Source organism: Acinetobacter johnsonii ANC 3681, assembly GCF_000368805.1.
Taxonomy (GTDB): domain Bacteria; phylum Pseudomonadota; class Gammaproteobacteria; order Pseudomonadales; family Moraxellaceae; genus Acinetobacter; species Acinetobacter johnsonii.
In genome coordinates, this window is the sequence record NZ_KB849705.1 from 1,372,793 (window position 1) to 1,396,565 (window position 23,773).

The following is a 23,773-nucleotide window of genomic DNA, read 5'->3' on the forward strand; positions in this document are numbered from 1 at the left end:
CAATATCTAAGGTATTTATAAAAAATTAAGTTGCCGATGCTGCTGTAACTCATCCAAAGAGTTAATGCTGTGAAAAAACAGTGCATGATTTTTAAATCGTGCCACTTGTGGGTGCAAATCTGCAAAACACTGCCTTAAACTGCGCTGATTTTGCTCAAGGTGCTGAATCAATGTCGGCAAACTGCTCCGTTTTAACAAACAAAACGGATACAGTGCACGGTCATTAATTTCTACAATAACGACACCACAGTTCGGATCTTGTTGCATCGCTTGATGTAACCGTGAAAACACTTTTTTCGGAATAAAAGTTACATCACAGGGTACGAACAGCACATAGTCTGATTGCACATGTGTCCATGCACTTTTCATCCCCATCAAGGGCCCTTGAAAGCCTGTTGCCTCATCTTCAAAAAAACCAATCGACGGAATCAACCGCTCATAAATGGAATGATCACGATGGCTGTTGACCCATACCTTGGTTGCACGTGACTTTAACTGCTGATGAATTTTGATAAGTTGAATTTCATCATCAAATTTTTGCAAGAGTTTATTGATACCATTCATACGGCGCGCCTGACCACCCGCCAAAATAACAACTTCAGTTTCTGGGTAACTCACGGGTTTGAATATTTTTCTTTTCATTCTACATCCTCCGTTTGACACGCTTTGATCAGACCTCGAATTTCAGGTAAGCAAGAACCGCAATTGCCTCCTGCCTTTAAGCATGCAGTGACTTGTTTTTCATGGGTGATATTTTTTTCTTTAATGACATCGATAATACGATTTTTCCCAACTTTAAAACAGCTACAGACCAGTGGGCCATCGCTATTAGTCATTGACATCGCTTGCCCTGCCAATAAAGCTTTCCTATGCATAGCACTTAAGCGTTCGCGCTTAAACAGACTTGCCACCCAGTCTCGATCTGGCAATAACGCTTTGGGCGCAATATACAGACTTGCAATGAGGTGTCCATCTTGTAACACCACACTATGACTGATATGAGCGGTTTGATCTTCTACATTGAGCCATTCAAAACTTTCATCATCAAAAGGCAATAAAGCTTTGAGTTGTTCTGTCGTTTCCGTAAAACGTCGACGGTCTGCCAGCTCATAACGAATAGCTTTGGACGTTTTGATTTTGGTCCACCAAATGCTTTGTTCAATACTTTGTTGTACCAAATGTTCAAAGCCCGTTCTGACATAAAACACACCCTGCCATTGCGTATAAAACGGATGAATCATCACAGGGGTATGTTTGAACTCAGGTTCTCCCGAAATAGCATCCACCACAGGATTCACCACTTTGCCAATCCGTGCATCTGATGCGAATTGATCACTCCAGTGAATCGGTGCAAAAATCTGTCCACGACGGATATTGTCACTGACTGCGGCTCGTAACACACAATTTCCCCAAGCCGATGTGATCTCCACCAATTCCCCATCTTTCAGACCATATTTCAGGGCATCATTTGGGTGAATTTCACAATAAGGTTCTGCTTTATGTGTGCTTAAATTGGCTGATAAACCTGTACGCGTCATGGTATGCCATTGATCACGGATGCGCCCCGTATTCAGCACCAATGGATACTCACTGCTAATTGGATTCACCGCACCAACTGCCGTTGTTGCAATAAACTTGGCTTTACCATCTGGATGACTAAACTGACCATCTTTAAATAATTGTGCAAAAATGTTTGGCTTGGTTTGGCCGTTTTTCAAAGGTACAAGTACAGGCCACTGCGTCGGTTCAAGTTCTTGGTAGTCATCAAATGAAAGTTCCGTAAGGCCTGCCAAATTAAAATAGCGGAATGTTTCAGTCGATGAACGTAAATCGATTTCTGCATTTTGATAAGCTGAAAGCTGGGCATGTTCTTTGAAAATGTCATGGCTACTTTCAAAGTCAAAACCCTGAAATCCTAACTTTTTCGCCACTTGTGACACTGACCACCAATCTGCTTTGGCTTGTTCAGGGCTGTCTAAAAAAGCACGCTGTCTTGAAATACGGCGTTCCGAGTTAGTGACTGTGCCATCTTTTTCACCCCAACCCAATGCAGGCAGTAACACATCGGCATATTGGGTGGTATCGGTATCCAGACAAATGTCTGACACCACCACAAACTCACATTTCTCTAGTGCACGTTTCACCTGATCAGCATTGGGTAAACTCACCACAGGATTAGTCGCCATAATCCAAATCGCTTTAATTTTTCCAGCTTCGACCGCTTCAAAAAGGTCGACGGCTTTTAAACCCACTTGCTTTGCAATGGTTGGACTGTGCCAAAACTGCTGTACCAATTGTTGATGCTTTGGATTATCCAAATCCATATGGGCAGCCAACATATTGGCAAGGCCGCCCACTTCACGCCCGCCCATTGCATTTGGCTGGCCCGTCATCGAAAAAGGTGCTGCGCCCAATTTTCCAATTTTGCCAGTCAGCAAATGACAGTTGGTAATGCTATTGGCCTTGTCTACGCCGCGAGAGGATTGGTTGACCCCCATTGAAAACAAGCTCATCACTTTTTCTGTTTGAGCAAATTTTTCAAAAAAGAGTGTTAATTTTTCAACAGAAATCCCCGTCCGTTCGCTCACACTAGCTATGGATGCTTCAGAAGCACTGCTTGCCAGAGCTTGTTCTAAGCCTTGAGTATGCTTTGCAATAAAATCGGTATCGGTATAATGATTGGTTGCTAAATACTGTAATAGACCATTGAACAGCGCGACATCTTGACCCGGTAAAATCGGTAAGTGTAAGTCAGCCGCCTCACAGGTGGCTGTAAAACGTGGATCAATCACGACGACAAAAAGATCTCGCTCCTCTTTGGCTTTCATGATGCGTTGATACAGCACAGGATGACACCATGCTGTATTTGAACCGACCAAAACCACCATATCGGTATGTTCAAAATCGCTATAACTGGCTGGAACTAAATCTTCCCCAAAAGCGCGTTTATGCGCAGCAACGGCTGAAGACATACACAACCGTGAATTGGTGTCGATATTGGCTGTACCCAAGTAGCCTTTAACAAATTTATTGACCACATAATAGTCTTCAGTCAGCAGTTGACCTGAGACATAAAAAGCTATACTTTCAGGCCCATATTGATCGATATTATGTTGAAATTTGTTGGCGATTAAGTCTGTTGCGGTGTCCCATGAACTTACCTCACGTTGCGGTTTACGCCCCAACATGGGATGTAAGACGCGCGTTTCTAAACCTACCGTGTCGGCTAAATTACTGCCTTTAATGCACAACTTTCCGAAATTAGATGGATGCTGAGCATCGCCCACCACAGAGACTTTTTGCCCTAAAGCCGTTTCTTCAACAGTTGCTGTTACCCCACACCCCACCCCACAATATGGGCAGGTGGTTTGTGTAGTTGTAATCATTTTTTCTGTGGAGCTATGCAGTTCCATTACAGGGATACTATTCATTTCTGCTTCGCTCCTATTTGCCTTTCATTTATTTTGAATCACTCACAACGGCGTCTTTTCTTTTGTGTTTAGATTTAGGATTAACCTTCGGTTTTGCCTACTTTTCTTTTGGGAAAAGTAGGCAAAACCATTGTCATTCACAAAACTCGTCCCATACCAGCTTCATCCCAACTTATTCGCAGAAACATTAATTTTCATAAGTAACCCTACCTCAAACAAGTTGCGAATGACGTTTCCACGTATCAAATTAACTATTAGAAAATCTATCCCCTCCTTTCAAGAGGAGGTTTTACCCTGCTTTTTTTAATGCAAAATCTTTACCAAATAGCAATTTATTTCGAATTGATGAAATTGGGGTTTGATCCGAAATAAGCTCTGCATACCAGACACCATCTTCAGTATCACCAAACAACACCGCACCAACGACTTTATCCTTTTGAATAATAATACGTTTATAAATCTGACGTTTTTCATCATTTAAAATGATGTCTTCAAAGTCATCCTTCGGTTCAAAATTACCCGCTGAGAACACATCACAGCCACTTACCTTTAACTGTGTTGGAACAGTTGGTGCTTTGAACGTTAAGCTGCCATGCTCCGCCAAATGTGAGGCACAAATGAATGCCTGCCCCCAAAGTGGCTCAACCAAGCCAAAAGTCTGGCTACGATGTTCAATACACTCCCCCACGGCGTAAATACTTGGGTCAAAAGTCTGCATGGTGTCATTCACCAACACACCACGGTTACAGCGTAGTCCTGCACTTTGTGCAAGTGCCATGTTCGGACGAATACCAACTGCAAATACCACAAGATCCGCCTCTAGGACTGTACCGTCTTTCAAGCGAATTTGAGTGACATGACCATCTACACCCACCAATGCTTCAGTATTGGCCTCAGTAATAATGGAGATACCCTTTTGTTCAATACTATGGCGTAGCATTTGGCTGGCTTTACTGTCTAATTGGCGCTCCATAATACGATCCATCAGATGTAAAACCGTGACATTCATCCCACGTTGTTTGAGACCATATGCAGCTTCAAGTCCCAACAGTCCACCACCGATTACCACGGCATTTTTCTTGGTCTTGCAGTAATCCAGCATGGTGTTGATGTCATAGATATCTCGGAAACTAATGACACCTTTCAAATCCGCTCCAGCAATTGGAGGAATAAACGGTTTCGAACCTGTCGCTAAAATTAAACGATCATAATCGACCACTTCGCCTTTATCGGTATAGACCTGCTTACGAGGACGGTCTATACGTACCGCAGGATCACCCGCAATAAAACGAATGCCTTTGTCGCTATACCATGCATGTGGATGCAACATGATGTCGTCAATGGTTTTATCTCCTGACAACACTGGCGATAACATAATACGGTTGTAGTTTCCCCAAGGCTCTTCACCAATCACCGTCACTTCATAACGGTCTGGTGCCATGTCGAGTAAATCTTCCAAACAACGCATCCCCGCTAGGCCATTGCCAACCAGCACCAACTTCATTTTTTCCTGAGATGCACCTGTGTTGGTGATATAGGTTTTTTGTGGTGTCGGACTAATCCACACTCGACCATTTTCAATTTTGCTTGGAAAAACCAATAGTTTTTGATCTTTATCTTCCAAACAGCGTCCTGTCGCCAAGCTAAAATGCTGTTTATAAATGGGCGATGCCACCACACGCTCACCTTGTAAATCACCAATAATGCCGCGCGACATTACAAAAGCTTGGCTAAATGGGTCTTGATTGCTCAAGGCATATACCCGCTTTTCAGCACCGACACGAAAAATAGCAATTTGCTGATGTTCAATAAGTGCACCTACGCCTGTATTTGGCGTTAGATCATCTAGCGCACAGACATCAACCCAATCTAACTCATTCATTTCTTTTAAAATTGTCATCATCTTGATCCTTTTAAACTTATTCATTCATTTAGTCCCTCTATTTTTGCTTTTGAGAGAGTGCTGAAGAAAGAAGTTTGAATACCCTAATTTTTTAAGCTTCAACCACTGGAATACGGCTACGATCTCGTTCAGCCGCAGTTTTAGGACGAATCTGGCCACGAACTTCTGCAAACTGAATATGCGGATCTTGTTGTTGCTCAGCTTTGGCATTGATGAAAGTCACAAAGCGTTTACGTACTTCTGGGTCTTCAACAGCCGTACGCCATTCATCTTGATAAGTCCCCACCACATGGCTCATACGACGTTCGAGTTCAGCAGCTAAACCTAAAGAATCATGCACAACCACATCTTTGAGATAATCTAAACCACCTTCCATGTTGTCGCGCCATACCGAAGTTCGTTGTAAACGGTCTGCGGTTTGCACATAGAACATAAAGAATCGGTCGATGTATTTAATTAGAGTTTGGGTATCTAGGTCTGAAGCCAATAACTCGGCATGGCGAGGCTTCATCCCGCCATTACCGCAGACATACAGGTTCCAGCCTTTTTCAGTGGCAATCACACCGACATCTTTACTTTGTGCTTCGGCACATTCACGGGTACAGCCTGAAACCGCCATTTTTAATTTGTGCGGTGAGCGCAGTCCTTTGTAGCGGTTCTCTAGGAAAATAGCTAAACCAACCGAGTCATCCACACCGTAACGACACCATGTGCTGCCAACGCAAGACTTCACTGTACGCAACGATTTCCCATAAGCATGGCCTGACTCAAAGCCCGCCGCGATGAGCTTCTCCCAAATTTCAGGAAGTTGGTGAATTTGCGCGCCAAACATATCGACACGTTGTCCACCTGTGAGTTTGGTATATAGGCCATATTCTTTAGCAATTTGCCCCACAGCAATTAATCCATCAGGCGTCACTTCACCACCTGCCATCCGTGGGACGACAGAATAAGAACCATCTTTTTGAATATTGCCTAGATAGTAATCATTACTGTCTTGTAGACCTGCATGGCTTGGTTTTAAAACAAAGTCATTCCAACACGACGCTAAAATATTGGCTGCAGTTGGCTTACAAATATCGCAGCCCAAACCATGACCATGTTGTTGAATCAGGTCATCAAAAGTTTTGATTTCATTGACCCGTACCAAGTGATACAGCTCTTGACGTGAGTAGGCAAAGTGCTCACAAATATGGTTATTGACCGTAACGCCTTGGCGTTGTAATTCAGACTTCAGTACTTGAGTGACTAGTGGCGCACACCCCCCACAGGCAGTGGCTGCTTTGGTACATTTTTTTAGTGCACCTAAAGACGTTGAACCCTCGGCAATTGCACTACAAATATCGGCTTTAGAGACGTTATTACATGAGCAAATGGTTGCACTGTCTGGCAGCAAATCAACTCCACTGCCGCCAGATTTACTTGAAGATTGTGCATAACCCGGCATGATTAAGCTTTCAGGATTTTCTGGAAGAGCTAAACCATTCAGCATCATTTGTAGTAAGTCGTTGTACTCTTTTGCACAGCCCACTAAAACCGCGCCAAGTAACTTGGTTTTTTCGCCGTTCACCACGATTTTTTTATAAACTTGTGTATCTTCATCGGCATAGAAATAACTGAGTGCATTCGGTGTCATCGCATGTGCATCACCGACAGAAGCCACATCAACGCCCATCAGTTTCAATTTGGTGCTCATGTCTGCACCCGCAAACTCAGCACAAGTTTGTTCAGTGACATGTTTTGCTGCAATACGTGCCATGTCATAGCCCGGTGCCACCAGACCATAAATTTTGTTTTGCCACAGCGCACATTCACCAATGGCATAAATATCTGGATTTGACGTTTGGCAATAATCATTAATCATGATCCCGCCACGCTCCCCGAGGGCTAAACCACTTTGACGTGCCAACTCATCACGTGGGCGAATACCTGCTGAGAACAAAATGATGTCTGTTTCAAGCTCAGAACCATCTCCAAATTTCATCACATGCTTAGTTGCAGTACCTTCCTCAATTGATGAAGTCGCTTTTTGGGTATGAACTTTTACGCCTAAGTTTTCAATTTTTGCACGTAGAACCTTTCCGCCCAAGTCATCAATTTGAACCGCCATAAGACGCGGTGCAAACTCAACCACATGGGTTTCCAAGTTCAAATCACGTAGCGCCTTAGCGGCTTCTAGACCCAATAAACCGCCACCAATCACCACACCTGATTTCGCATTAAGACTTGCAGCACGAATCGCATCTAAGTCTTCAATGGTTCGGTAAACAAAGCAGTTTTCACGGTCATTACCCGAAATAGGCGGAACAAAAGCATATGAACCTGTTGCCAAGATTAATTTGTCAAAACTAAGAACATCACCATGATTCGTCGTCACCGTTTTATGGCTTTGATCAATTGCAACCGCTTTGGTATTCAAACGTAAATCTATGCCATAAGCATCAGCAAAATCTGCACGACAAAGGGTTAAATCCTTTGCTGATTTACCACTGAAATATTCAGTCAAATGTACACGGTCATAAGCCAAGCGCGGTTCTTCGGCCAAGATGGTAATTTCAACATCATCACCCACATGTTCGAGTACTGATTCGATAAATTTGTGGCCAACCATGCCATGACCAATCATGATGATTTTCATATTCTTTCTCCGCAATATTTCATTTGTTCTGCCTGAGCCTTGAGGCTTGGGTTTAATCTCTTTATTTAGTTTTGCGCTTCAGCAATGCTACGATCATGTACTGCTTGTTCGAATAAGCGCTGTTCCTTTTCTTTATGCTCAACAGAGAAGCGAATCATAAGGACAAAACTTGCTGCGATGACCACCAAGCCACCTAAAATCATCAGTGTGGTTTGAATATCCAACATACTTTTGAGTAGGAAACCTGCTGCCACTGCACCAACGTTACCCCCTGCGCCAATGATGCCTGCCACACCGCCCAAGGCATCGCGGTCAATGAAAGGCACCAAGGCATAAGTTGCACCACATGCCATGTGCGTGAACAATGCAAAGACTGTCATTGCAAGAATCGCGAAGATAGGGGTATTCATTTGAGAGAATAGGACGAGGAAGAGACCTTCCAGCAGAATCATGCCAAACAACACTTTGGTACGACCATCAAGCCCTTTTTTTGTTGCAACTTTGTCTGACACAATGCCACCCAGAGCACGAGCAAACAGTGCCAGTAGACCGAAAATACCTGCCGCCATTCCTGCTTCTTTTAAACCAAAGCTAAAATGGTCGACGTAGTACATCGCGACAATGTTATGAATAAAGATTTCAATCCCGAAACACGCGGCATAGGCACCAAATAGAATCCAAACACGGTAGTTTTTCGCAGCATGCATCAGAATCGCCACACCACCTTTTTTATCTGAACCAACACTGACACCCTCTGCACGAAGTTCTTTGAAGTTGCCTTGTGGACAATCTTGAGTGAATTTCCAGTACATCATACCCACGATCAGCATCAGGACACCCGGAACAATCAGTGCAATTCTCCAGCCCATCGCTTGCTCTACACCAAACATCACCAAGGCACCGAGCATCAATGGCATGAGTACTTGTGTTGCACCACCGCCTGCATTGCCCCAGCCAGCTGTCGCTGCGTTTGCGGTCCCAACTACGTTTGGCGCAAACATAATGCTGGTGTGATACTGAGTGATGACAAAACTTGCCCCAATCGCACCAATCAATAGACGGAAGAACAAGAAGGATTCATAGCTATTTGCAGACGCGACTCCAAAGACTGGAATGCTGCCGAGTACAAGAAGTGCGGTATAGGTTTTACGCGGGCCGTATTTATCACACAGCGGCCCCACAATAAGACGAACTAAAATGGTGATGGCTACAGCAGCAATATTAATATTGGCAATTTGATCTTTGGTTAAGTGAAATTCACCCGCAATCACAGGCATCAACGGTGCACAAGCGAACCAAGCAAAGAAGCAGACAAAAAAGGCGAGCCAACTCATATGGAAGGCTCTCATTGCTGCGCCGTTAAAACTGAAAAGACTTATTTTTGTTGCTTTTTTAGCATGTAAATTTGAAGACATAACCTTCTCCAGACTGAACTGAGCGTATAGTTTTTCTACAGCACAAATACTTGCGATGTAGAAGCGATCAGAACGGACGTCGTTGGCCGTCTTACAAATTTGATTTAGAGTCGTCTTTGACTCATTAGGGATAATGCAACGAGTGTGCCAATATTTATAATTAAATAGCAAAATATTGTTTTTTAAAGATTTATTTAAAAATAATCTTATAATTCGATATAGTCAGCTCTTTTTATTTTTAAAGCACAACAGCTAATTTTTCCGACTTTTTAAAACACTGCTACCTCTTGGTGCATTTTGCATTATCGATGAGCATCTGCTTTCTCAAATAAACGACATTGCTTTGTTCTAAGCACGACATCTAGAAATTCTCCCTTAGATGTACAAATCGACTGTGAACATCAACACTTCAATTTACTGAATCCATATCCGTAAACTCTTTCATGAAAACTCCGATCACAACATATGCAACATGCATACTTTGTCTGTAATCGCGACCATAAAGATTGACTGCCTGATTCGAGATAAAGCTGGCATTTGTTAAGTTTGGCATTTAAATTGCTTGTATACTTTTAGATCTCATTTTCAGGTTTTCCTGAGCACTGTACAGTATGCCTAAACTGAAAATTGCATTGATTGATGACAATCAAGAACGCGCACAATATATTCGAAATTCCCTCATCGAACATGATTTCGATGTGGTTGCTTGCCTGATTATCGATCACATCAATATTAGTCGTCTTGAACAATTAAGTGCGGATGTCATTTTGTTAGATATGGACCATCCGCAACGTGACATTATTGAAAGCTGTGTAAGTCAATTTAATCTACCCACTGTTTTATTTACTAAAAATAGCCATAAAGACACCATTAAAAGTGCCATAGATGCTGGGGTAACAGCTTATATTGTGGATGGGATCGATCCTTCAAAGTTAGAAAATATTTTAGAAATCTCGATCGAGCAGTTTCGTAAACACAAAAAGTTGCTCACAGACTTACAAGACACTAAAAATAAACTCGCCGATCGTAAAGATGTAGAGCGTGCGAAAGTCTTACTGATGCAATTACATGGACTATCTGAAGACGATGCCTTTCAATTGCTGCGTAAAAATGCCATGAGCCACCGTATGACCATCGGCGAAATGGCAAGACGTCTGTTGGATGCTCAACAGCTTTTACAATCTCAACTCAAGGACTAAGTCATGGCTCAACTCGAAAAGTCACAACTTCATCTGGGCTATATTCCACTTTTAGACTGTGTTGCTTTACTCTGGGCTAAAGAACGTGGTTTTTTTGAGGAAGTAGGCTTAGACGTAAGCTTAGCCAAAGAAGCGTCTTGGGCAAGCTTAAGAGATCGTTTGGCTTTTGGTTTTCTAGACGCCGCGCATTGTTTATCTGCCATGTTGCCTGCTGCTGCACTCGCTCAAGATCAACTCGGTATTCCGCTACAAACCCCTCTCGTCTTAAGCTACAACAGTGCTTTTATCAGCTTAAGCCAAAAACTATGCTATGCGCTCGATATCAAAAAAACTGACGATGCCACCACCACTGCACAGAAATTTTTTAGCGCCATGCAGCATGAACAGTATCTTCCGATTGCCCATGTGTTTAAGCAGTCTATTCATCATTATTGTTTACGCGAGTGGTTGGCGTTGGCCAATCCTGAATTTGCCAAACGCGTACATCTCCGTACTTTACCGCCGCCCTATATGGTGGAAGCCATTTCAAATCAATTGATCGATGGTTTTTGTGTTGGGGAACCTTGGAACACACAAGCGGAAATTCAAGGCTATAGCCAAATCATTGCGACTGGCTCAAACATTATTCCTCGCGTCGCAGACAAAGTACTGGCTGTGACTCAAGAATGGGCTATCTCCAATCCCAATACGCTTGCAGCCCTCGTCCAAGCCATCCAAAAAGCACAAGTTGAACTTAAACAGATGCAGGATATTGAACCTGTTTGGCAAGTCTTGGTCGATTACAACATCATTCGCTTTGCATGTTCAGCAAGTGTTCACGTCGAAAAATATCACCTGATTCAGAACATCATTCGTGGTTTTATTCCAGAACAAGCCCAGCCGCAAGTTTCGGATTTTGTTTGGCTCACACAGCAAATGCAAAAATGGGATGATATAAATTTAGATAGTGATGAAATTCACAGCATTAGTGAAAATTGCGTCATTCAAACAAATACTTGATTTTTAAATTATTACTATATGTTACTTAATCCGTAATTACGCACTATTTTGAAACATTTATTCTGAAAAATATTTTGAAGTAAATCTGCGATCTAACTTTACTGCCACTTTATTAAACATTTTTCTTTAGCTTCCATTTATCTGAGCGTGCTATTTACTCATGCGAAAAACACGCTAAGATCTTTTAAAACATGAAAACAATAGATAAATAATCTTCATCACAACTTCTTTTTTAAACGTCAAACTAACCCAAGGACAGCGGGGTGTATTATGTTTACCGAGGAAAATCGACATGTTTCTTTATTACATGCGATTAACAAAATACTGATTAAAGACTGGGATCCTCTGTATATCTATCGCAATCCTGCACTACAAGATGAGTATGAGGAATACTTACCTAGTTTATTCCGATTCATTTGTGAACAAGCCAGTGAAACTGAAATTTTTGAATATTTATGGTGGGTGGAAAATAAGGTTATGGAAGTCAAAGGGAATAAGACCCATACTTTAAAAATTGCACATTTGTTGAAAGATTTACAAGAAGACTAAGCAGATTTTACGCCTGTAAATGCTCAATCAAATCGGTCACCATGCTGCTGTTGACGCAATACTCTTAAGTCTGCAAGCCCAGTATAAATTTCTGCTGCAATCAGGTCTCGGAACTGCTGTAACTGTTCTAGGTTTTCAATATGCATCAAACTTTGTCTGGGCATAAACTTAAAATAAAAAGGCAAGCGTTTCGGAATCAAATGTTTCGGTAAAGATGGGATCACCTCCCCTTTACGCAGCAAGCGACTCAACTGTGGCACTTGTAGCAACTTTTGAAAATATTGGTGCTGAACCACTTTATTTGCATCAAAACCAATATCAAAGACTTCATCTCCGCCTAACGCGGCAAACGGCACGATGTCATAGCCAAATTCTTGAGCGAGCTTTAAAAAGCCGTAGCGCTGTTTCCAAATCAGGTGATACTGTTCGCCCTCACGTTTTAGAACTTCGCGTCCGCCACCAGGAAAAACCAAAATAGAATAGCCTTGTTGCATGGCTTCACGCACATAGGCTGGGACGCCATCGACCGCACCAAATTTTTTCACCACACTGCGCCACAGTGGCAAATAAAAATGGCTATGATCAGCAATACTGACCACAGCCACTTGATGCTCATTGTAGAGATAATCAATCAACATAGGTGAATCAAGCACACCATATAAGGAATGATTTCCTACATACATTGCAGGTTGTGATGCATCTAACTGTTCAGCACCGATAAATGTCGGTGTGAAATAAACTTTGGATAAAGCACTCAGGCGTTTAATCCATTTTGCATCATGTTCAACCTGCAACATACGGGCTTATGCGACGTGTTTTTTCACAAGCACAGCACCAACAGAGTAACCCGCGCCGAATGAACACAAGACACCGTATTCACCGTCATTGACTTGGTCTGCTGTGCGATGCAACGCAATGATGACACCTGCTGAAGAGGTATTTGCAAATTCATCTAAAATGATCGGCACTAAATCAGGCTGAGCATTTTCTTTGCCTACGACCAATTTCAAAATCAGCTCATTCATGCTGGCATTGGCTTGGTGTAACCAAAAACGCTTCACATCAGTCGGTGCAATGTTGTTTTTCTCAAGTTGCGCTGTAATCATTTTGGCAACCAGTGGACAAACTTCTTTGAACACTTTACGACCGTCTTGAGCGAAACGATTATTTTCAATGTCTGCATCGACTTCACTTAAGTTTAGGAAACCAAAGTTATTGCGGATGTTGTTTGAAAACTGGGTGAATAAGTTAATGTCTTCAATTTCAAAACCAGTTTTGCTGTCGGTTTCTTCAATGATTGAAGCCGTTGCAACATCACCAAAGATAAAGTGGCAATCACGTGAACGGTAGTCGGTATGACCAGAGGTGATTTCTACATTCACCAATAATACACGGCGTCCACCCGCTTTAATCGCATCATACGCTTGTTTAATGCCAAAGGTTGCGGCTGAACATGCCACGTTCATGTCGTAGGCATAGCCTTGAATACCCAATGCTGTTTGGATTTCAATTGCAACAGCAGGATAAGCACGCTGTAAATTAGAACACGATAAAATTACCACATCGATATCTTCTGCAGTCACGCCTGCATTTTCCATCGCTTGTTTTGCAGCGATCACGCCCCATTCGGCTTGAATCGAGAGTTCATCATTTGAACGTTCATGTAACAATGGACGTAAACGCTTCGGATCTAAGATCCCTGTTTTCTCAACCACATAACGACGTTTTACACCAGATGCTTTTTCAATAAACTCTGCGCTTGACCCACGACGGGCTTCCAACTCGCCCGAAGCAATTTTGTCAGCATTGTCTAGGTTATACTGTTCCACATAAGCATTTAAACTTTCAACTAACTCTTCATTGGTAATGATGTCTTCGGGATGATAAAGACCCGTACCTGTAATGCGGATGCCCATGTAAAACTCCTTCTTTAAATTACCTATATCTTAACTGATTCCAAGTTTTTCCCATACTTTTTGCAAGCGAGTCGGAGAAATGGGCATCTTTGTCTTCATCGGTTGAGAGAATAAAGAAATCCGAAACTCCTCAACCATGAAATACAATTCTTTAAGGCGAGTGTCATTTTTAAACTTAAATAATTTTTCCATCCACGGGTCAACTTGATCAATGGCAGAATTATCCCTCTGTAGGTTATTGGGCAGGCGCTCCAAACGCAAGACCAATGCTTTCAAATATCGAGGAAATTCAAGCCAGATGTCGGAAGATTTCACATAAACAAAGTTTGATAAGCACATCAAATCTAGCTGATCTTCAACATCATCAATATTTTTCCCAAACACTGCATCATCTAAGACCAACAACTTTCGACGTATATCCTGCCATTGAATATAGATCTCTGTCACATCTGCCAGTGCTTTTTGCCCATGGGTCAGAAAAGTTTTTTTGACATTTGCAACTAAGTTTTCAAACTCTTGCGCATTAACAGGCAGTTCATTAATCGACATTTGTAGTGTGGCATAAACTAACATTTGCTCCAGCTGCGCCTTATCGCCCAAAGGTGAATACGCCAATGCCAACGGTTTGGAAATTTGCTTTTTCAACTGACGGACCAAATCCCCCAGTTGTATATGCACCAAACGAAGTACACCCTCGCGGTGCTGTTTAATCGCCTCAGCTTGATCATTAAAAGTCTGAATCACGACACCAGACTCATCCTTTTGTTCCAGTGCTGCAAATGCCTTGGTCGGGACTAAAGCTTGATACTGCTTCACCACCACGCCGGTCACTTTTTGTGATGCTTCAAACACAAAATTTTCAGGAAAAGCTTGGAACTCCCCTTTGAGCTGTTTGACTGGACTATGAGTTTCTGTTCGGCAACGCGCTTTTAACTCAGACAAGTCACGACCTTGTTCAATCACACGGCCTTTGTCATCAATGACTTTAATCAGCGGCAATAAATATTGTTCAACCCGATCAAAGCTAAAGTCTTTTTCAGTGATTTGTTCACCACGTAGCTGGAAGGCTAAAAAACTAAAAATATGCTGCTGCAAATGCATCGCATCTACTTTCGCCATTAGCTTTGCAGCCGTATCAGGGATAGGCACCAAGTGACGACGTTTATCTTTAGGTAATGCTTTGAGTAAGGCTTCCATTAAATCCTGACGCCAGCCGGGAATGCCCCACGACCACAAGTTTTCATCCACCTGAGGCAAGGCTTGCAACGGAATTTTCACTGTTGCACCATCTTCGTCATGGCTTGGATCAAAACGGTAACTGGCCGCAAGGCGCAGTTCGCCATTGCGTAAAAAATCGGGAAACTGCTGCGTGGTTGGACGGTCGTTCATCCACAGTGCATCATCATCGATAAACAAATAACGTGGGTTTTGCGGCTCAACCGTTGCGCGCCAGTCTTCAAAACTACGACGGCTTGCCACCTCTTCAGGAACTTTAGCCGCATAAAACTGGTAAATAGTCTCTTCATCCACCACCAAATCACGGCGGCGTAGCTTATCCTCGACCCGCTCTACTTCTTCAAGTTTAAGCAGGTTGTGTTTTAAAAATGGTGGCGTAATGCCCAAATGCCCTGTCGTCAGTGCATCTCGAAGGAAAATTTCATGTGCTGCAACATGGTCGACTTTTTCATAATTGATCTGACGTTTCGGCTCAATAATTAAGCCAAACAATGAAATCTGATCATAGGCATTGACCACACCTGCTTTTTTCGACCAGTGCGGCTCAAAATAGTGGTGCTTCAGCAAATCACCTGCTGCAAGCAAAATCCACTCAGGTTCAATTTTTGCTAGTGTCCGAATGTAGACCTGTGAGGTTTCTACCATCTCAAAAGCCATGACCCAAGGCGTATTGGTCTTATGTAAGGTAGATGCCGGAAAAATGCGAGCCTTTTGCTGACGCACCGCCATAAACACATTGCGTTCATCGGTTTTATTGGCAATAAAAGACAATAGACCTGTTAAAAGTGCACGGTGTAAATTTTCATAACTGGCTTTTTTCTCATTAAAAGACAGCTTTAAGCCTTTTGCTAAATCGACCAATTGCTCATGAGTTTTCTTCCATTCACGTAGACGCAACCAACTTAAAAAGTGATTACGCGCAAAAGTACGACGTTTGTTTTCACTCATGTCACGGTTGGCAACCAGTGCTTCCCAAAGTTTGATATAAAATAAAAAGTCAGAATCGGCTTCACGGAACAATGCATGTTTTTGATCTGCCTGCATTTGTTTATCCGCAGGGCGTTCACGTGGGTCTTGTACGGCCAAGGCAGCAACGATCACCAAGACTTCATTCAACACACCAAAATGTGCCCCACCCAAAATCATACGGGCCAAACGTGGATCAATTGGCATTTTGGCCATTTGTTGACCAATTTTGGTTAATCCACCTTGTATGCCTCCTTTACCCACAGAAGAAGATGTTACGGATTGCTTTTCATCTGTAACTTTTGGCGGATTCTTATCAGACATTGCCCCAAGTTCAACCAACAACTTACGACCATCGTTGACTAAACGATGATCTGGCGGCTCAATAAAATCAAAATCTTCTAAAGCACCCAGCCCTAAACTTTGCATCTGCAAAATCACTGAAGCTAAGTTTGTTCGCTTAATTTCAGGTTCGGTAAACTCAGGGCGGCTTTGAAAGTCTTCCTCAGAATACAAACGAATACATACACCTGGAGCAATACGACCACAACGACCTTTTCGCTGATTTGCTGCGGCCTGAGAAACTGCTTCAATCGGTAAACGCTGTACACGTGAACGATAGTTATAGCGAGAAATACGCGCAAAACCACTGTCAATCACATAACGAATATTGGGTACAGTCAGCGCTGTTTCTGCAACGTTGGTGGCGATAATAATGCGTCGCCCGCCACCCGATGGATTGAATATTTTTTGTTGTTCAGCCAAGGCCAAGCGTGCATATAAAGGTAAAATTTCTGTATGTCGCGGCCCATGCTTTTGCAAAGTTTCTTGTAATTCACGAATCTCTTGTTCGGTACTGGCAAAAATTAAAGTATCGGCATATTCAGGATGGCCTTTTTCTTGTGCATCCCGAAAACACTCCTCTACGGCTTGCACGACAGCGCGAGGTAGGTTTTCTTCAAAGTCATCAAACTCATCATCATCACTACCAACAATGCTCATTTCAGAGACAGGGCGATAGCGTAGTTCGACTGGAAAACTACGACCTTCTACTTCAAAAATAGGTGCATTGTTAAAGTACTGACTAAAACGGTTTACATCTAAAGTTGCCGAAGTGATGATGACTTTTAAATCTTTACGGCGGGGCAAGAGCTGTTTGAGATAACCCATGATAAAGTCGATATTGAGCGAACGCTCATGTGCTTCATCAATAATAATGGTGTCGTATTTATTGAGATAACGGTCATTGGCCAACTCTGCCAGCAAAATACCATCCGTCATCAAGCGAATGATCGAATCCTGCGACCCTTGTTCATTAAAACGAACTTTAAAAGAAATCGACTCGCCAAGTTTCTCACCAACTTCTTCCGCAATACGCTGGGACACACTACGTGCAGCCAAACGACGTGGCTGTGTGTGACCAATCAGACCGGTTAAACCACGACCCGCCAACATCGCAATTTGCGGTAGCTGTGTGGTTTTACCCGAACCCGTCTCCCCTGCAACGATAATCACTTGGTGCTCTTGAATGGCATCAATTAACTTATCTGCATACTGCGTAACAGGCAGGTCTTGATTCAGTTTAATATTCGGAATGCGTTCAATACGCTCTAGAACTTTTAAATGCGACTGTTCAAATAATGCTTGATATTGCTTTTCGTTGGCATCTTTTCCTTTTTTGAGTCGGTTTAAACGATGACGGTCTTTGACCATCACCAATTGCTCTATATTTAAAGGACGCTGCACAGAAAAAATACCCACATCAAAAACATCAATCGCTTAGTTTACGTGGTAATACAACGAAGCGAAAGTACAGCATAATTTTTTAATTTTAACTTTTTTTCAAAAATCCCCTTGAATTTTAAGCCTAGGGACATCATGTCTGTAGACGAGTTGCGGAATAGATGATTTTGTCATTTAGTCATCATATTTATCATGCTAAATGAACAGAATGATCACATTCGCTGAAATAGTCTGGAGTAAGATTCGGTTTTTCCGATTCTTGTAATGTAAAAATACTGTTTCAGCAATAACAAAAATTTCGATACCCTATTCAACATTAAATACAAACCCCAATCATGGAGACAATGATGAGCTTGATTAATACTGAAGTAAAACCATTCGCAGCTACTGCATATCACAACGGTCAATTTGTTGACGTAACTGAAGCAGATCTTAAAGGCAAATGGTCTGTAGTATTCTTCTACCCTGCTGACTTCACTTTCGTTTGCCCAACTGAACTTGGTGACCTTGCTGACAACTACGCTGAATTCCAAAAATTAGGCGTGGAAATCTACGGTGTTTCTACTGACACTCACTTCACTCACAAAGCTTGGCACGACACTTCTGAAGTTATTGGTAAAATCCAATACCCATTAATCGGCGACCCAACTTGGACTCTATCTAAAAATTTCGACGTTCTAATCGAAGCTGCTGGTCTTGCTGACCGTGGTACTTTCGTAATCGATCCAGAAGGTAAAATCCAGATCGTTGAAATCAACGCTGGTGGTATTGGTCGTGATGCTCAAGAATTACTTCGTAAAGTTAAAGCAGCTCAATACGTTCACGCTCACCCAGGTGAAGTTTGCCCAGCTAAATGGAAAGAAGGCGAAGCAACTCTTGCTCCTTCAATCGACCTAGTAGGTAAAATCTAATCTAAATTAGATTGAACACATAAAAAACCACGCTTTTTAGCGTGGTTTTTTATGTCCAAGATAACAGTACAATATGACAAGAAAGAGAAAAATACAGAACAATAAATGCCTGTCCTCTATGCGCTGTAAATGATTCATGACTGGAATTCAGTGCTTGTACCCGCTACAGTAGAGTGAATATATGCAGCTCTTTGAAGAAGAAAAATGACTTATCAAGTTCATATGATTGATGTGAAAAACCAACTCCAAAACTATATTTGGCTACTGGAACACACCTCATCAAAGCAAGTCGTGGTGGTTGACCCTACTGAAGCAGGATTAGTTGAAAACTATTGCACTGAACATGGCTTAAGCATTGCTCAAATTTGGCTGACTCATTGGCATAAAGACCATATTGGTGGTGTCGCTGACCTGATTGCGAGTCAAAATATTCCTGTGTATGGACCACGTGAGGAATTATCTAAAATTCCATTCATCACCCATGCATTGATGGATGATGACTATTTCTCATTTCATGATTTACATGTCGACGTTTTAGCAGTTCCTGGCCACACACTGGGCCATATTGTGTACTTTATTGAATCTATTCAGACTTTATTTTGCGGTGACACCCTGTTTGCTATGGGCTGTGGGCGAGTGTTTGAGGGTACACATGAGCAGATGTACCATTCGCTCAATCGTTTAGCGGCTTTGCCTGCCGAAACAAAAGTCTATTGTACGCACGAATACACGCTCTCTAACGCGAAATTTGCCAACCAAGTCGAACCAGACAATATCGCTATTCAAGAGCGTTTAGACCGTGTCGAAACCATGCGCTATTTGGGCCAATGTACCCTGCCTAGCAGTATTGAAATCGAACTTGAAACCAATCCTTTTTTACGTACAGAAAATGTGGAAGAGTTTAAAAGACTACGTGATCTGAAGGATCAATTTTAATTGGTCTCCCCCTTCTAGAGACTGCTGACTAACGCAGTCTCCTATTATGTATGCTTCAATTGAGTTAAAACGATCAGTTGGGGCTTCTACCCTTAACCTTTGAGCTCTCAAAATTTCAACCAATGCAGTTTCAAGCCACACGATGCCAGAATCAAATGATCACGAGCAAGACTGAATGGCATTACTGTCTCAAAGTACCCAGCCTTTGAAAAAAATCATTACATTTCTATTTACGACAAAATATTTCTCTACAACGAACGCACATAATTCTAAAGTATTGAGACTCATCTCAAAATATTCTTATTTTTCATCATGATAAAATTATTTTAAACAATGAAATACTCTCATTTATGCTTTCTATACGATTTCGCCTTAGTTTAGATTGCTTTAAAAAGAGACAAAAACAAAAATATATAAAAAAATCCCCTTTAAAAAAGCGTGAAATATCCCTATTAATAATTTATCAGTGAAAAAGGAATATCCTCGTGAAAAAAGTAGTGAAAGCAAAAAACCTCATCGCCTTTCGTATTTGGCTAGAGAAATTAGGTTATTCAGTTAAAACCTTAGCAGACAACCGTGGCTTTACTTTTAGCTTTAAAAAAGAATATGGACTGGTGACTTGCGACCTAGCGGGCAATAACTTGGCCATGCAGCTCGGTGAAGAATTCGAAGACCATTTGAAAGCCTAAAATTGCTCCATACTTACTTCGCGTGATGAATCAAAATTTAGCCCCTTAAAGGGGCTTTTTTTATATATGAATCATCTGTTAAATTTTAGGCAATAAAAAAGCAAGGCTTTATACCTTGCTTCATTACTGATGGTGGGGACGGAGAGACTCGAACTCTCACACCTTGCGGCGCTGGAACCTAAATCCAGTGCGTCTACCAATTTCGCCACGTCCCCAATGGCTGTGTATATTATAGCGATAGACACTATATGACAAGCGCTTTTATAAGCAATCACCCGCTTTTCTGTCATAAAATCGGCAGTTGAATCTATTTTTATGCTCTATCTATATAAAAAGGCTATTCAGTTCTTCACTAAATTTTAGGCAATAAAAAAGCAAGGCTTTATACCTTGCTTCATTACTGATGGTGGGGACGGAGAGACTCGAACTCTCACACCTTGCGGCGCTGGAACCTAAATCCAGTGCGTCTACCAATTTCGCCACGTCCCCATCAGGGTGCTAACTTTGCGTTAGACTTTAAGTTGGCAGAGGATCAAGGACTCGAACCTTGACGAACGGTTTTGGAGACCGTCATGCTACCATTACACCAATCCTCTATTGCCTTATAAACCATCTTAATTCAAATGATTTATGGTGGGGACGGAGAGACTCGAACTCTCACACCTTGCGGCGCTGGAACCTAAATCCAGTGCGTCTACCAATTTCGCCACGTCCCCAATGGCTGTGTATACTATAGGGATCATTTTCGCATGACAAGCAATTTTTAAGAAAAACACACTCATTTGATTAAATAAGAAACAAAAACTTTATACTTGGCTTTTTCTCATTCAATTTCAGTCATTAAGCATCGTTTTGCAGCCATGGTATTTTGCCATCTTTGGCTTTTTTGCTTAGCTAAAAGTCCCTGTAAAAGTGGACTAAAACCCTGAAAAGGTTCTGGAAGTGCTATCTTCAAAGACTGACAGTGTAAATACGCCCAGTCTTGGTAGCTTGCTGCCTGCAAACGTTGATCAGTCAACCACTCAAGTAGAATGATCCCAAGTGCATACAAGTCTGTTTGTACGGTCTTTGCTTCACCATGAAATAACTCAGGTGCCATATAGCGCGGTGTCGCTGTTAGACCCTTTTGACGCGCAGTTTCACCAATTCTTTGGCTCTGCTCAAAATCAATTAACTTACATGTAGAGCCATCTAACAAAAAATGTGAAGGTTTTAAGTCAGCATGAATCCACCCCATCTGATGTAATTCTTCAACTGCATTCAGCATTTTAAAGATGATATGAATGACATGATCTCGACTCAACTGAAGGGGATTCGCCATAACTAATGATGGGACATCTTTTAAGATGAGTGCGGCTTTCACCTGCTCTGAGTGAAACTCAAAATTTTCAAAGATTTGCACTTCAGGCAAGAACTTCGGCAGTTGCAGCATCGCAAGTGCATGTTGATAAAAACTAAGTTCAGCGTCAAAGCCGTTAATTAGCGCCGCATGCTCTGATAGTGACTGATACTTTAACCAATACCCCTGCTCTGCAACTTCAAAGCGATAAAGCCTGCGCCCCCAACCCAAACGCTGAGTCGGGGTATGAAGCGACATCGCGAGAGTATTTAATTCTTGACGATCAAACTGCCAAGAATTCGGATTCATTCATCTCTGCCGTATCCAATGCAGTTAAGACCTCTAAACAATGTTGTATAGTTTTCCCAACACGAGCATGTGTTTCAATCATTGAGATTTTTGGCCAAGTTGCACGTTCGCCTTCACGTTGTAAGAGTTTAAATAAGTGTGGTCTTGGATTTTGCAGCATATAGCTATAATGGCGCAGGCCATATTTCCCCACAATGTTTACATCGCCATAATAACGCTGATCGACCACGCCATAACCATGATCCAGTAAACGGCGGATCGGTGGAATCATTCCCACACGCTCACGGGCAAAGTCCATCACCCCTTTACTAATCACTTTGCCTTGTCTGCGTACAATCCGTTCAGGCCAGCTCAACATATCTTTACGAAAACGCGCTTCATCTGACTGCATAAATGGCACCACATGCGGGTTCACTTGACTGGCAATGGTGTAGTTTAAATTGTATAAACGCGCCATTTTTTCCTGAGGGAAATCGCTACGCACGCTGCCATCGACCCAGCGTGTGGAAGACATATAGGGAGTATATAAGCCATCATGTCGCTTACTGGTGAGCTTGACTGGTGGAAATAGAATCGGCACTGCACAAGACGCGAGCACCGCACTCCACACCAATAAGTCAGGTGAAGTAAAGGTATTCATAATGCGCGGATTTTGTGAGGCATCATAAGGCGCAACCGCGACATTGTTATATAAGCCTGACTGCTTAAATGCCTCTTCAAAGGTAACGTCACCCAAATTTGCAATTAAAAAGTTTTTTAGATGTTTTACATCCGCTAAGCCGCCATTGCCCTTTAAGACTTCACGAAAACCACGAAACTGAAAGGCATCGGTGAAAAAGTTTTCACCATTTAAGATGCTCAGCATTTCTGTAGGAGTCGCTCGCCCCAGCATCGCTGTCATAATGGCACCTGCACTTGAACCAGACAGCACTTTCGGCATCAAGTCTTGCTCAAGCAAAGCTTTACACACACCTGTATGAAACAACCCTAATGTTGCACCACCTGAAAACATCATGGCCGGTTGCCCAAAGGCTTTTTGGCAGTGCTGAAAAAATTCAATTTTTTGCTGTTTATCTAAACACTGGCAATCCGTAGATGCTACAAATGCTAAACCTCGACTAACTTCTTCAATATAGTCTTCAATAATTTTTTTGGTGCCGACATAGGTTGCAGTAAACAACATGGGGTGAGCAATATTGGCAATGTCGTAACTCAAACCTTCACGTAGCAGGTACATCAAATCGGTCGTACGCTTTTGTTGGCGATAACGTTTCAACAACCCTAAACGATGGGTAATCACTTCTGCATCGAAATAAGGTGAACAGTTGTCATACTTCCACTCTTGCGCCCCTGACTCTTCATCAATTCTAAGCGCAATGCTTTTCCACTCAGTATAGTTGTCTGCCTGAGCCAATTGGTTTTTCAGTTTTTTGATTCGATAGGCTTGGTGCGGGTTGATTTCCCGTGTGAAATCTTTAAACAACATATTCATCCTCACCCACTTTTTTTGTTTTCCTAAAATTTCACTGACACGTTCAACCGTCAGTCTAACTGACTATGTGCAAATTATGTGAGCATTACAATTGCCATTTCA

16 protein-coding genes and 4 tRNA genes are annotated in these 23,773 nt (G+C 42.2%); 6 read left to right on the top strand and 14 right to left on the bottom strand.

The genetic code is table 11. From position 1 onward, the window contains the following. Nucleotides 1-15: 15 nt before the first annotated feature. From mobA to F946_RS10790, 5 genes are all read right to left on the bottom strand, one after another. Nucleotides 16-642: a molybdenum cofactor guanylyltransferase gene (gene mobA / locus F946_RS10770; protein ID WP_004982162.1), complete on the bottom strand. Its 627-nt coding sequence runs from the start codon at nt 640-642 to the stop codon at nt 16-18. Then, on the bottom strand, nt 639-3,431 hold the full coding sequence (locus tag F946_RS10775; RefSeq protein WP_004982163.1) for a nitrate reductase: 2,793 nt from the start codon (nt 3,429-3,431) through the stop codon (nt 639-641). Before F946_RS10775 ends, mobA begins: the two co-directional genes overlap by 4 nt. Before the next feature lie 289 nt (nt 3,432-3,720). Beyond that, complete coding sequence (gene nirD, locus F946_RS10780; RefSeq protein WP_035326733.1) at nt 3,721-5,331, bottom strand: nitrite reductase small subunit NirD; 1,611 nt, start codon at nt 5,329-5,331, stop codon at nt 3,721-3,723. A gap of 94 nt (nt 5,332-5,425) precedes the next feature. After that, the gene (gene nirB / locus F946_RS10785; protein ID WP_004982165.1) at nt 5,426-7,972 is read right to left on the bottom strand and encodes a nitrite reductase large subunit NirB; all 2,547 of its coding nucleotides are present in this window, start codon (nt 7,970-7,972) and stop codon (nt 5,426-5,428) included. 65 nt (nt 7,973-8,037) lie between these two features. Further along, nucleotides 8,038-9,387: an MFS transporter gene (locus tag F946_RS10790; protein ID WP_004982168.1), complete on the bottom strand. Its 1,350-nt coding sequence runs from the start codon at nt 9,385-9,387 to the stop codon at nt 8,038-8,040. A 611-nt stretch (nt 9,388-9,998) separates the two neighbouring features. On the opposite strand from F946_RS10790, the gene F946_RS10795 reads away from it, so the two are divergent. The 3 genes from F946_RS10795 (at nt 9,999) to F946_RS10805 (ending at nt 12,134) form a co-directional block, all read left to right on the top strand. Continuing rightward, complete coding sequence (locus F946_RS10795) at nt 9,999-10,586, top strand: ANTAR domain-containing response regulator (RefSeq protein WP_004982170.1); 588 nt, start codon at nt 9,999-10,001, stop codon at nt 10,584-10,586. 3 nt (nt 10,587-10,589) lie between these two features. Continuing rightward, nucleotides 10,590-11,585 (top strand): ABC transporter substrate-binding protein, encoded by a 996-nt coding sequence (locus tag F946_RS10800; RefSeq protein WP_004982172.1) that lies wholly within the window; start codon nt 10,590-10,592, stop codon nt 11,583-11,585. A 270-nt stretch (nt 11,586-11,855) separates the two neighbouring features. Next, nucleotides 11,856-12,134, top strand: coding sequence for a hypothetical protein (locus F946_RS10805; protein WP_004982178.1), 279 nt, complete (start codon nt 11,856-11,858; stop codon nt 12,132-12,134). Between the two features lie 23 nt (nt 12,135-12,157). Here the strand turns inward: F946_RS10805 and F946_RS10810 are convergent, their stop codons facing one another. From F946_RS10810 to hrpA, 3 genes are read right to left on the bottom strand one after another with little or no spacing between them, the layout of a single operon-like run. Then, nucleotides 12,158-12,931, bottom strand: a complete 774-nt coding sequence (locus tag F946_RS10810) for a 1-acyl-sn-glycerol-3-phosphate acyltransferase (RefSeq protein WP_004982181.1) — start codon at nt 12,929-12,931, stop codon at nt 12,158-12,160. Between the two features lie 6 nt (nt 12,932-12,937). After that, nucleotides 12,938-14,050, bottom strand: coding sequence for a beta-ketoacyl-ACP synthase III (locus F946_RS10815; protein WP_004696303.1), 1,113 nt, complete (start codon nt 14,048-14,050; stop codon nt 12,938-12,940). A 30-nt stretch (nt 14,051-14,080) separates the two neighbouring features. Next, nucleotides 14,081-17,998 (bottom strand): ATP-dependent RNA helicase HrpA, encoded by a 3,918-nt coding sequence (hrpA, locus tag F946_RS10820; RefSeq protein WP_035326964.1) that lies wholly within the window; start codon nt 17,996-17,998, stop codon nt 14,081-14,083. A gap of 344 nt (nt 17,999-18,342) precedes the next feature. On the opposite strand from hrpA, the gene ahpC reads away from it, so the two are divergent. The 3 genes from ahpC to F946_RS10835 all read left to right on the top strand — a co-directional run bounded on the left by ahpC (nt 18,343) and on the right by F946_RS10835 (nt 20,531). Beyond that, nucleotides 18,343-18,906, top strand: coding sequence for an alkyl hydroperoxide reductase subunit C (ahpC, locus tag F946_RS10825; RefSeq protein ID WP_004982189.1), 564 nt, complete (start codon nt 18,343-18,345; stop codon nt 18,904-18,906). Between the two features lie 204 nt (nt 18,907-19,110). Then, a complete protein-coding gene (gene gloB, locus F946_RS10830) occupies nt 19,111-19,842 on the top strand; it encodes a hydroxyacylglutathione hydrolase (protein ID WP_004982191.1) in 732 nt (243 codons plus the stop codon). A gap of 485 nt (nt 19,843-20,327) precedes the next feature. Further along, nucleotides 20,328-20,531 carry a hypothetical protein gene (locus F946_RS10835; RefSeq protein ID WP_004696295.1) on the top strand — a complete coding sequence of 68 codons (204 nt, stop codon included), beginning with the start codon at nt 20,328-20,330 and terminating at the stop codon, nt 20,529-20,531. A gap of 130 nt (nt 20,532-20,661) precedes the next feature. On the opposite strand, the gene F946_RS10840 is transcribed toward F946_RS10835, so the two are convergent. The 6 genes from F946_RS10840 to F946_RS10865 form a co-directional block, all read right to left on the bottom strand. Further along, a tRNA-Leu gene (locus F946_RS10840) sits at nt 20,662-20,746 on the bottom strand. Between the two features lie 189 nt (nt 20,747-20,935). Beyond that, nucleotides 20,936-21,020, bottom strand: a tRNA-Leu gene (locus F946_RS10845). A 33-nt stretch (nt 21,021-21,053) separates the two neighbouring features. Further along, a tRNA-Trp gene (locus tag F946_RS10850) sits at nt 21,054-21,127 on the bottom strand. 35 nt (nt 21,128-21,162) lie between these two features. Continuing rightward, nucleotides 21,163-21,247, bottom strand: a tRNA-Leu gene (locus tag F946_RS10855). A gap of 107 nt (nt 21,248-21,354) precedes the next feature. After that, entirely contained in the window at nt 21,355-22,179 is an 825-nt protein-coding gene (locus tag F946_RS10860; protein ID WP_004982193.1) for a serine/threonine protein kinase, read from the bottom strand. After that, nucleotides 22,154-23,665, bottom strand: a complete 1,512-nt coding sequence (locus F946_RS10865; protein WP_004982195.1) for a DUF3336 domain-containing protein — start codon at nt 23,663-23,665, stop codon at nt 22,154-22,156. Before F946_RS10865 ends, F946_RS10860 begins: the two co-directional genes overlap by 26 nt. Between the last annotated feature and the right edge of the window lie 108 nt (nt 23,666-23,773).